Source organism: Oleiagrimonas sp. C23AA (assembly GCF_011759385.1).
In the GTDB taxonomy this organism is placed as follows: domain Bacteria; phylum Pseudomonadota; class Gammaproteobacteria; order Xanthomonadales; family Rhodanobacteraceae; genus Oleiagrimonas.
In genome coordinates this window covers 287,799-297,371 of record NZ_JAARLY010000006.1, presented here as the reverse complement: position 1 = coordinate 297,371, position 9,573 = coordinate 287,799, and the positions used below count along the sequence as shown (strand labels likewise).

At 65.4% G+C, this 9,573-nt stretch carries 9 protein-coding genes; 5 read left to right on the top strand and 4 right to left on the bottom strand.

From position 1 onward, the window contains the following. Positions 1-649 precede the first annotated feature (649 nt). Both HBF24_RS12070 and HBF24_RS12065 read left to right on the top strand, forming a co-directional pair. Positions 650-1,240, top strand: coding sequence for a TIGR00730 family Rossman fold protein (locus HBF24_RS12070; protein ID WP_167173208.1), 591 nt, complete (start codon positions 650-652; stop codon positions 1,238-1,240). Positions 1,241-1,331: 91 nt separating this feature from the next. Then, positions 1,332-2,699 carry a glutamate--cysteine ligase gene (locus HBF24_RS12065; protein WP_167173206.1) on the top strand — a complete coding sequence of 456 codons (1,368 nt, stop codon included), beginning with the start codon at positions 1,332-1,334 and terminating at the stop codon, positions 2,697-2,699. A gap of 123 nt (positions 2,700-2,822) precedes the next feature. Here HBF24_RS12065 and dcp read toward each other — a convergent pair whose 3' ends face one another. The 3 genes from dcp to bioD form a co-directional block, all read right to left on the bottom strand. Beyond that, complete coding sequence (dcp, locus tag HBF24_RS12060; RefSeq protein ID WP_167173204.1) at positions 2,823-5,015, bottom strand: peptidyl-dipeptidase Dcp; 2,193 nt, start codon at positions 5,013-5,015, stop codon at positions 2,823-2,825. Between the two features lie 151 nt (positions 5,016-5,166). Further along, positions 5,167-5,517 (bottom strand): hypothetical protein, encoded by a 351-nt coding sequence (locus HBF24_RS12055; RefSeq protein ID WP_167173202.1) that lies wholly within the window; start codon positions 5,515-5,517, stop codon positions 5,167-5,169. Between the two features lie 63 nt (positions 5,518-5,580). After that, positions 5,581-6,276, bottom strand: coding sequence for a dethiobiotin synthase (bioD, locus tag HBF24_RS12050; RefSeq protein WP_167173200.1), 696 nt, complete (start codon positions 6,274-6,276; stop codon positions 5,581-5,583). A 113-nt stretch (positions 6,277-6,389) separates the two neighbouring features. On the opposite strand from bioD, the gene HBF24_RS12045 reads away from it, so the two are divergent. After that, a complete protein-coding gene (locus HBF24_RS12045; RefSeq protein ID WP_167173198.1) occupies positions 6,390-6,881 on the top strand; it encodes a GAF domain-containing protein in 492 nt (163 codons plus the stop codon). Between the two features lie 27 nt (positions 6,882-6,908). Here the strand turns inward: HBF24_RS12045 and yihA are convergent, their stop codons facing one another. After that, positions 6,909-7,526 carry a ribosome biogenesis GTP-binding protein YihA/YsxC gene (gene yihA, locus HBF24_RS12040; RefSeq protein WP_167173196.1) on the bottom strand — a complete coding sequence of 206 codons (618 nt, stop codon included), beginning with the start codon at positions 7,524-7,526 and terminating at the stop codon, positions 6,909-6,911. Between the two features lie 269 nt (positions 7,527-7,795). Between yihA and HBF24_RS12035 the strand changes: the two genes are divergently transcribed. Together HBF24_RS12035 and HBF24_RS12030 are read left to right on the top strand one after the other, a co-directional pair. Then, complete coding sequence (locus tag HBF24_RS12035) at positions 7,796-8,605, top strand: c-type cytochrome (RefSeq protein ID WP_240922505.1); 810 nt, start codon at positions 7,796-7,798, stop codon at positions 8,603-8,605. 46 nt (positions 8,606-8,651) lie between these two features. Then, positions 8,652-9,560, top strand: a complete 909-nt coding sequence (locus HBF24_RS12030) for a thiol:disulfide interchange protein DsbA/DsbL (protein WP_167173194.1) — start codon at positions 8,652-8,654, stop codon at positions 9,558-9,560. The last annotated feature ends 13 nt before the right edge of the window (positions 9,561-9,573 follow it).

Below are 9,573 nucleotides of genomic sequence, written 5' to 3'. Positions count from 1 at the left end.
CTTGAACTTGGTGTCGTATTTGGACATGAAAAACCCCCAGAGGTTGGATCGATGTCCAACTTCTGGGGGTCAGTTCATTGTGCCGGCTTTTTTTATGTCTGATCATCACCAAGGCATACTTGGGAACACAGCCAAACGGATACGGCGGTCAGCATGCGACAAGGATGGAATATGGCGCTGGTGATTTTTTTCTCGCCCCTGGCCTGGGTGTCAGCCGCCTCATCGATTACGCAAACGGTGGCACCTGCGCAAAAGCGCGCCTGTACGCACGCCCAAACTCAGCACCTGTGTCAGCTCGCACGCTAAGCCGTGATCGAGCAGTGGCGACGACGACATCTCTACGCTGCAACTCCCTCGGTCTCGCGAGCGTGGTGACGCGACGTAAAGCGACAAGACATACCTGTGCTCAGACACGGCGCCGACAGCTGCCACGACGATCAGTTTATGCCGGCAAGAGCGCGCACCTTGGGACGCCGACCGATTCCCACGGTGTCCAGCATCGCGCAAAAACAGGGCGTTGATCCGGCGCTGGTACGCCGGCTGCGTTGTCCGGCGCACTAAATCCGTCGCCGCTCGCGCGCACGGCGTGCATCTGTCGGCATAGGCGCGATAATGACCGGCAGACACCCTGCCGACGGATATCACGCCCATGCGCATTTGCGTCTACTGCGCCTCCTCCGACCATGCCGATGCCCGCTACCGTGAAGCGGCCCATCGCCTGGGAGCACTGATTGCCGAAGCCGGCCATACCCTGGTCTACGGCGGCGGCTCGCGCGGCTCGATGGGCGCGGTGGCCGATGGTGCGCTGTCGGCCGGCGGCGAGGTGATCGGCATCCTGCCGCGCTTCATGGCCGACCTGGAGTGGGGCCACCCCGGCCTGACCGAATTGCAGCTGGTCGAGGACATGCGCGAGCGCAAGCATCGCCTGCTGACCGATTCGGATGCGGTGATTGCCCTGCCCGGCGGCTGCGGCACGCTGGAGGAGTTGTTCGAGGCGATGACGCTGAAGCGCCTGGCGCTGTACTTCAAGCCGATGATCCTGCTCAACACGCGCAACTTCTACACGCCGCTGGTGCGTTTCATGGAGCACATCATCGCCGAGCGCTTCATGAACCCCGAACATGCGGCCATGTGGCAGCTGGTCGATGAGCCCGAGCAGGTGCTGGACGCCATTGCCGACGCGCCCAGCTGGGGCGAGGACGCGCGCCGCCTGGCCGCGGTCAACGCACCGCGCTCATGAGCCATCGGCATGGATGCGGGCGCGCGCCGCCCCTTCCATTTGCCCGAGCACGTCCCCATCTTCGCCCGATTGCCTCTTCAAGGATCTCCCGGTGTCGATTCCCAGCGCCGCGAAAACCACGTCGATTACCCATCGCGACCAGTTGGTCGAGTCCATCGCTGCCGGTGAGAAACCGCGCGAGGCCTGGCGCATCGGCACCGAGCACGAAAAATTCGGCTTCTATCTGGATGACCTGACGCCGCCGCCGTACGAAGGCGAGCGCGGCATCCGCGCGCTGCTGGAAGGTCTGGCCGAGCGCCATGGCTGGCAGGTGGCCGCCGAGGACGGCAAGCCGGTGGCACTGTCGCGCAACGGCGCCTCGGTGACGCTGGAGCCCGCCGGCCAGCTGGAGCTTTCCGGCGCGCCGCTGGAAACCATCCACCAGACCTGCTGCGAGGTGACCCGGCACCTGGACGAGGTGCGCTCGGTGGCCGATCCGCTGGGTCTGGGCTTCCTGGGCATGGGTTTTCAGCCCAAGTGGAAGCGCGAGCAGATGCCGTGGATGCCCAAGGGCCGCTACGGCATCATGCGCCGCTACATGCCCACCCGCGGCGACCTGGGCCTGGACATGATGACGCGCACCTGCACGGTGCAGGTGAATCTGGATTTCTCCTCCGAGGCGGACATGGTGAAGAAATTCCGTGTCGGCTTGGCCCTGCAACCCATCGCCACGGCGCTGTTTGCCGACTCGCCGTTTACCGACGGCCAGCCCAATGGCTACCTCTCCTACCGCTCGCACGTGTGGACCGATACCGATCCGGACCGCACCGGCATGCTCGACTTCGTGTTCGAGGATGGCTTCGGCTACGAGCGCTGGGTCGACTACATGCTCGACGTGCCGATGTATTTCTCGATCCAGAACGGCCAGCTGATCGACCTTTCCGGTCGCAGTTTCCGTCGCTTCATGGACGGCACGCTGGACGAGCTGCCCGGCGTGGTGCCGACGCTGCGCGACTGGGCCGACCACATGACCACCGTGTTCCCGGAAGTGCGCCTGAAGCAGTTCCTGGAAATGCGCGGCGCCGATGGCGGGCCGTGGAACCGACTGTGCGCGCTGCCGGCGCTGTGGGTTGGCCTGCTGTACGACGACGACGCGCTGGATGCGGCCTGGGATCTGGTCAAGGATTTCTCCATGGCCGAACGCAACGCCCTGCGCGATGGCGTGCCCAAGCACGCGCTGAAACTGCCGTTCCGTAACGGCACCGTGTGCGACCTGGCACTGGAAACGCTGAAGATTGCCGGCCACGGCCTGAAGCGCCGGGCCCAGCTCAATGCCAATGGCGCCGATGAAACGATCTACCTGGAGCCGCTGATCGAGTTCGCCCAGGCCAACCAGACGCCGGCCGAACGCAAGCTGGAACTGTTCCACGGCGAATGGAACGGCTCGGTGGACCCGGTGTTCAAAGCCTTCGCCTACTAAAGCACGCCGATGCGTTGATGCCGGCGCACCGTGGCGTAAACCACGCCGGTGCGCCAAGGCAAAGAAAAAGGCCCGCCGAATGGCGGGCCTTTTTTCGTGTCACCACAGGTGATGGCCAGTCGCTTACTTGCTGGGCACCAGACCGCGGTTCTTCAGCATCGGCTTGATGTCCGGGTCCTTGCCGTAGAACGACTTGAACATCTTGGCCAGGTCCTCGGTGTTGCCGCGCGACAGGATCATGTCGCGGAAGCGCTGGCCGTTCTTGGCGGTCAGGCCACCGTGGTCGTTGAACCACTGGTAGGCGTCGTCATCGAGCATCTCGGTCCACAGGTAGGCGTAGTAACCGGCCGCGTAGCCGTTGCCCCAGATGTGCAGGAAGTAGCTGGAACGGTAGCGCGGCGGCACGTAGGACAGGTCCAGATGCGTCGTCTTCAGCGCCTGGGCCTCGAACTTGTCCACGTCCTTCTTGGCCGCATCGGCCGGAATGGTGTGCCACTGCATGTCCAGCTCGGCAGCTGCCAGCAGCTCGGTCAGCGCATAGCCCTGGTTGAACTTGGCCGACTTCTTGATCTTGTCGACCAGCGCCTGCGGCATCGGCTTGCCGGTCTTGTAGTTGACCGCGTAGTGCTTGAACACCTGCGGCTGCAGCGCCCAGTGCTCGTTGAACTGCGACGGGAACTCGACAAAGTCGCGTGCCACGTTGGTGCCCGACAGCGTCGGGTAGGTCTGGCTGGCGAAGAAGCCGTGCAGGGCGTGACCAAACTCGTGGAACATGGTGGTCACGTCGTCGAAGGTCAGCAGCGCCGGCTGGCCCGGGGCCGGCTTGGTGAAGTTGGCCACGTTGTAGATCACCGGCTTGGTGCCCAGCAGCTTGGACTGGCCGACGAAGTTGCTCATCCAGGCGCCGCCGGCCTTGTTGTCGCGCTTGAAGTAGTCGCAATAGAACAGGCCCAGCGGCGAGCCGTCCTTGTCGAACACCTCGAACACGCGCACATCCGGGTTGTACACCGGAATGTCCTTGCGCTCCTTGAAGGTCAGGCCGTACAGCTCGTGCGCGGCGTAGAACACGCCATTCTTGAGCACGTTGTTGAGCTCGAAATACGGCTTGATCTGGTCTTCATTGAGGTCGTACTTGGCCTTGCGCACCTTCTCGGCGTAGTACTCCCAATCCCACGGCTGAAGCTTGAAGTGCTTGCCGCTCTTGTTGATCTCGGCCTGGATCTCCTTGGCCTCGTCGCGTGCCTTGGCGGTGGCCGCCGGCACCAGCTTGTCCATGAAGTCCTCGACGGTCTTGGGCGTCTTGGCCATCTGGTTGTACAGCTTGTACGCGGCGAAATTCGGGTAACCCAGCAGCGCCGCCTTCTCGGCACGCAGCTTGGCGATCTGCGAGATGGTGTCACGCGTGTCGTTGGCGCCGCCCTGCTCGGTGCGCGTCCAGGAGTGCTCGAACAGCTCGTGGCGCACGTCGCGGTTGCTCAGCTCGGCCAGCGCCGGCTGCTGCGTGGTGTTCTGCAACGGCAGCACCCACTTGCCGTCCAGGCCACGATCCTTGGCGGCCTGCGCGGCGGCCTGGATCTCGTTGTCGGAAAGGCCGGCCAGCTTGGACTTGTCGTCCACCACCAGCGCGGCGGCCTTGGTACCGGCCAGCAGCTTGTTGGTGAACTGCGTGGTCAGCGTCGACAGCTGCTTGTTGATGTCACGCATCTTGGACTTGTCGGCATCGGACAGCTTGGCGCCGGCATGCACGAAGTCGTTGTAGTACACGGTCAGCAGCTTGCTCTGCTCGGGGTCGAGCTTGAGCGAGTCACGCTTGGTGTAGAGCGTCTTGACGCGGTTGAACAGCTTGGCGTTCAGATAGATGGCATCGTGATGGGCGGCCAGCTTGGGCGCTTCCTCTTCCTGCACCTTCTGCAGCGTGTCATCGGTGTTGGCGCTGGTCAGCGCATCGAACACCATCGACACACGGTTAAGCAGCTGGCCGGACTTCTCCATCGCCACGATGGTGTTGTCGAAGGTGGGATCAGCCGGGTTGTTGGCGATCTTGTTGACCTCGTCCATCTGCTCGGCCATGCCCTTCTCGATGGCCGGCTGGAAGTCGCTGTCCTTGATGCGGTCGAACGGCGGCGCGTGGAACGGCAGCGTGCTGGCCTGGAAGAACGGGTTGGCCTGCTTGGCAGCATCGGCGCTGCTGGCCGCCGTGGCCGGTGCGCTGGCCTGCGGGGCGGGCGCGGACTTGTTCTCCGGCGAGGAGTGCGAGCAGGCAGCCAGGGCAAAAGTGGCGGCCACCGCCATGGAAAGCGTGCGGATCCGGTACATCGCGGAATGTCCCCTTCGTGTGGTGGTGGCGCAGCGCCTTATGCGCCGCGCCGTCGAAACGTTGAACGCGAAAAAATCACTTTACCCGCCGCCGGGCGTCACGGCCAAGCGACCATGACTTTCGGCAGGGGTGAGCGTGCGGGGTGAGAAATCAGGCCGTGCGCACGTCGTGCAGGCGCCAGTGCGGGCCCAGCAACAGCCCCAAGCGATGCTTGAGCACGCGCATGGGCAGCGTGGTGGTCACGGTCAGGTCGACCTTGAGATCGGCCTGGCTGGCTTGCGCCTGGGCCTGCGGATCGACCGGCGCCAACGCCGGGTCCACTTCATCGGGCTCGGGCTGCTTGGCACGCCAGCGCTCGAACAGGGCATCGCTTTGCAACGCCGACTGCACGGCCTGGCCCAGTGCCTGCGGGCTCTTGCCATCGAACGCCAGCTCAGCGTCCTCGCCGCGCGCGGCGGCCAGATCATCAATGCTCAGGTAGTAGCGCTGACGGGTACTCATGGGCCCGATTCCTTTTCTCATAGCCAAGGCGCGCAGCTTAGCGCGCCCCGGCTTAAAGCGAGCTCAAGCCTTGGCAGCGGCGATCACCGCCTCGGCGGCGGCGCTGATGTGACGGGCGGCACTGAGCGGCGACTCCCCGTGCGGCAGTTCGCCCAGGCACGGCACCGGCATCATCCGCTGCAGGGTGCGCACGTTGGCGTCGACCATGTCCATGTGCGGATCGATGCGGTTGCCGACCCAGCCCAGCAGGCGGGCGCCGTCGGCCTGGATCGCGCGCGCGCTGAGCAGGGCGTGGTTGAGGCAGCCCAGGCGCAGGCCCACCACCAGAATCACCGGCAGCTCGAAGCGACGCGCCAGTTCGCCGGCCATCAGCTCATCGCCCAGCGGCACCATCCAGCCCCCGACGCCCTCGACCACCACGCTTTCATAGCGGCTGGTCAGTTCCTGGTAGCCGGCATACAGCGCCTCCAGGTCGATGACGACGCCTTCTTCCTCGGCGGCCAGGTGCGGCGACACCGGCGCGCGCAGCGCCACCGGATTCACCTTGGCGTAGGCCGGCATCGGCGAGCCGGCTGCCTGCAACGCCAGGGCATCGGCATTGCGACGACCATCGGCGGTCTCATCGCAGCCACTGGCCACCGGCTTCATGCCTGCCACACGCAGGCCGTGTTCGCGCAGCGCGTACATCAATGTGACGCTGGCGTGGGTCTTGCCGATGCCGGTATCCGTGCCGGCGATGAAAACGCACGGCGCGCTCATGCGCCGTGCTCCGGATGGTCATGCCGATCGCTCATGTACTGTCCCACGCAAAACGGATCAAACGCGCGATAATACCGGGCCTTGCCGTCCCACCCCAGCCCGAAGACACCGCCATGTTCGATCACACGCCCATCGCCGCGGCCAGCAAGGCCGAGCTGTATGAAGAGCTGCTGCTGCAGGCGCGAGGCCTGATGCAGGACGAGCCGAACCTGATCGCCAATGCCGCCAACTTCGCCGCGCTGGTGTTTGGGCAAGTGCCCGACATCAACTGGGCCGGCTTCTATTTCTACGACGGCACCGAGCTGGTGGTCGGCCCGTTCCAGGGCAAACCGGCCTGCGTTCGCATTCCGCTGGGCCGTGGCGTATGCGGCACCGCCGCCGAAAGCGGCGCGACACAGCTGGTGGCCGACGTGCACGCCTTCGCCGGCCACATTGCCTGCGATGCGGCCTCGCGTTCGGAAATCGTGGTGCCGCTGCGCCGCGCCGATGGCCAGCTGCTGGGCGTGTGGGATGTGGACAGCCCACTGCCCAACCGCTTCGACGAGGACGACCGCCTGGGCATGGAGGCGCTTTGCGGCGCCTTCCTGGCCGCTATCGACGGCTAAGCTCGGGGCGTCCGGCCGGACACCGCTTCACAGCGCCGGACGCGGCTCGCCAGCGAGCAGACCCAGCACGGTTTCGCGCGCGCTTTCCACGCCGGTGCCATCGTGCGAGGAAAACGCCTGCATGGTGGCGCTCCAGCCCTGCTGACGGGCCAGCTTGCGCACTGCCTCCACCGACTTGGCCACCGCGCCGCGCGACAGCTTGTCCGACTTGGTCAGCAACAGGTGGCACGGCAGACCGATCTCGTGGCAGAAGGTCAGCATCGTGCGATCGAACTCTTTCAGCTCGTGGCGGATATCGGCCAGAAGCACCACCCCGCGCAGGCTGCGCCGGCGATGCAGATAGGCGTCGATCTCGTGGCGCCAATGCTCGCGCATCGCTTCGGGCACCTTGGCGTAACCGTAGCCGGGCAGATCGATCAGGCGCGTGCTCTCATCGAGCTCGAACGCCACCATCAGCTGGGTGCGGCCCGGCGTCTTGGAGGTGCGCGCCAGGCCGTTGCGCCCGGTCAGCGTATTCAGGGCGCTGGACTTGCCGGCGTTGGAACGCCCGGCGAAGGCCACTTCGGCGCCGACATCGTCCGGCAACTGGTGGATGCGATGCGCGGCCAGCACGAACTCGGCCCGCTGCAGGGGATTGGCACTCATTGAAATTGGCTACCTTGGACACGGTCGCCACGGCGCTGGGCCGCGCGACCTGATCGGTGAAGGTGCCAAGTATGGCCGAGCCGGCGCGCCGCTGCAGCCGCCGCGTGCGTCATCGGGTCGCACGACTAGGCGCGCCGCCATCGCCGTGGCACCCTGCCATGGCACCAGGGGAAGCCACGCCCGCCGCCGGTTTGACCGTGTTCCTGAGCGTGGTAATAATCGATCGATTGCGATAGCTCGGCCGTAGCAACCTGACTCGGAGAGTATCTATGCGTGTTTCGTGGTTCGTAGCCCTTGCCGTAGCCAGCCTCGGCGCCAGCAGCACGACCATGGCGCAGGACACCCCAGGGACCAGCAAGGGGACACCCGCCACCACCGCCAGCAGCGCGGCTGCGGCCAGCCCTACCGCGTCTGCGCTGGGCACCGCACAGAATGCGGCCGGGCCCATCAAGGACGCCCCCAAGGCACCGGCGCATGCCGCTGGCGAGCTTTCCGGCAACATTGCCAAGGGCCAGGCCAAGGCCGCCGTCTGCGGCGCCTGCCACGGCCCGGACGGCAACTCCACCGATGCCCAGTACCCCAAGCTGGCCGGACAGAGCGAGCACTACATCGTCAACCAGCTTGAGAATTTCAAGCACGGCGTACGACAGAATCCGATCATGCTGGGCTTTGCCGCGCAGTTGTCCGAGCAGGACATGCACGATGTGGGCGCCTATTTCGCCAGCCAGACCTCACGCCCGGGCGTGGCCGACGAGAAACTGGTTAAGGCCGGCGAGACGCTTTATCGCCAGGGTGATGCCAGCAAGGATGTGCCGGCCTGCATGGCCTGCCACGGTCCGGACGGACGCGGCAACCCTGGCGCGCCCTACCCGCAGCTGGCCGGCCAGCACGCGGACTATATCCAGGCGACGCTCAAGGCATGGCACGATGGCACCAGCTGGGGCAGCGATGCCCACGCCAAGATCATGCCGGCGATTGCGCAGCGCCTGAGCGCCGAGGAAATCGCCGCCGTGTCCAGCTATGTCGAGGGCCTGCACGGCCCGGCGCCCAATGAAACCACCGGCAGCGCGGCGCCCTGAGGCCGCCTGCCTTCCCTTCCCCATTGCACGACTCTTAGGTTGACCCATGTTCAAACGCCTCCCTGTCCTGCTGGCCGCCGTGGCCCTGGCCGCTTGCAGCTCACATCAGGGCGATTCGTCCGACACCAGCGCACCGGCCACGCCGGCCACCACCACCCAGCAAGCCGCGGCCACGCCGGCGCCGGCCAGCAGCGCCGCCAAGGCACCGGCCAGTGCCAGCACGGCCAGTACCAACAGCGCGCCGGCCACTGACAGCTCCTCGGCCAGCGCGGCCCAGAACGATGCCCAGGCCAGCACGTCGCCGGCACCGAAAAAGCCCGCCCAGCCGTTCCACGACAACGGCAAGTGGGTAGAGGGCACCAACTACTATCTGATCCAGCCGCAGCAGCCGGTCATCGAGCAGGGCAAGATCAACGTCACCGAGGTGTTCTCCTACGGTTGCCCGGCCTGCTACCACGCGCACTCGACGGTCGACCAGATGGCCAAGAGCCTGCCCGACGGCGCGGTGATGACCTACCTGCCGGCCGCCTTCCGCCCCGACGAGAACTGGCCGGTCTATCAGCGCGCCTACTATGCGGCCAAGGCGCTGGGCGTGGCCGACAAGACCTACGATGCGATGTTCGATGCGATCTGGAAAGATGGTTCGGTCGGCTCGTACAACCTGGCCACCGGCACCCTGAAGCCCAAGTCCGAGTGGCCGGACATCAACAAGATCGCCACCTTCTACACCAAGTACGGCATCAAGAAGAGCGACTTCGTGGGGGTCGCCAACTCCTTCAGCGTGAACCTGAAAATGAAGCGCGCCGATGAACTGGTGAAGGCCTACGGTGTCCAGGGTACGCCAAGCTTTATTGTCGACGGCAAATACCGCTTCGACATCCAGAGCGCTGGCGGTTATGCCCAGGCCGTCGAACTGGCCCAGTACCTGGTTCGCAAGGAGGCGGCCGGCCAGTAAGGTCAGCCGCCGC

Coding starts and splice junctions, on each gene's coding strand:
- HBF24_RS12070 (WP_167173208.1), top strand. CDS start 650: ATGCGCATTTGCGTCTACTGCGCCTCCTCCGACCATGCCGATGCCCGC.
- dcp (WP_167173204.1), bottom strand. CDS start 5,015: ATGTACCGGATCCGCACGCTTTCCATGGCGGTGGCCGCCACTTTTGCC.
- HBF24_RS12055 (WP_167173202.1), bottom strand. CDS start 5,517: ATGAGTACCCGTCAGCGCTACTACCTGAGCATTGATGATCTGGCCGCC.
- bioD (WP_167173200.1), bottom strand. CDS start 6,276: ATGAGCGCGCCGTGCGTTTTCATCGCCGGCACGGATACCGGCATCGGC.
- HBF24_RS12045 (WP_167173198.1), top strand. CDS start 6,390: ATGTTCGATCACACGCCCATCGCCGCGGCCAGCAAGGCCGAGCTGTAT.
- yihA (WP_167173196.1), bottom strand. CDS start 7,526: ATGAGTGCCAATCCCCTGCAGCGGGCCGAGTTCGTGCTGGCCGCGCAT.
- HBF24_RS12035 (WP_240922505.1), top strand. CDS start 7,796: ATGCGTGTTTCGTGGTTCGTAGCCCTTGCCGTAGCCAGCCTCGGCGCC.
- HBF24_RS12030 (WP_167173194.1), top strand. CDS start 8,652: ATGTTCAAACGCCTCCCTGTCCTGCTGGCCGCCGTGGCCCTGGCCGCT.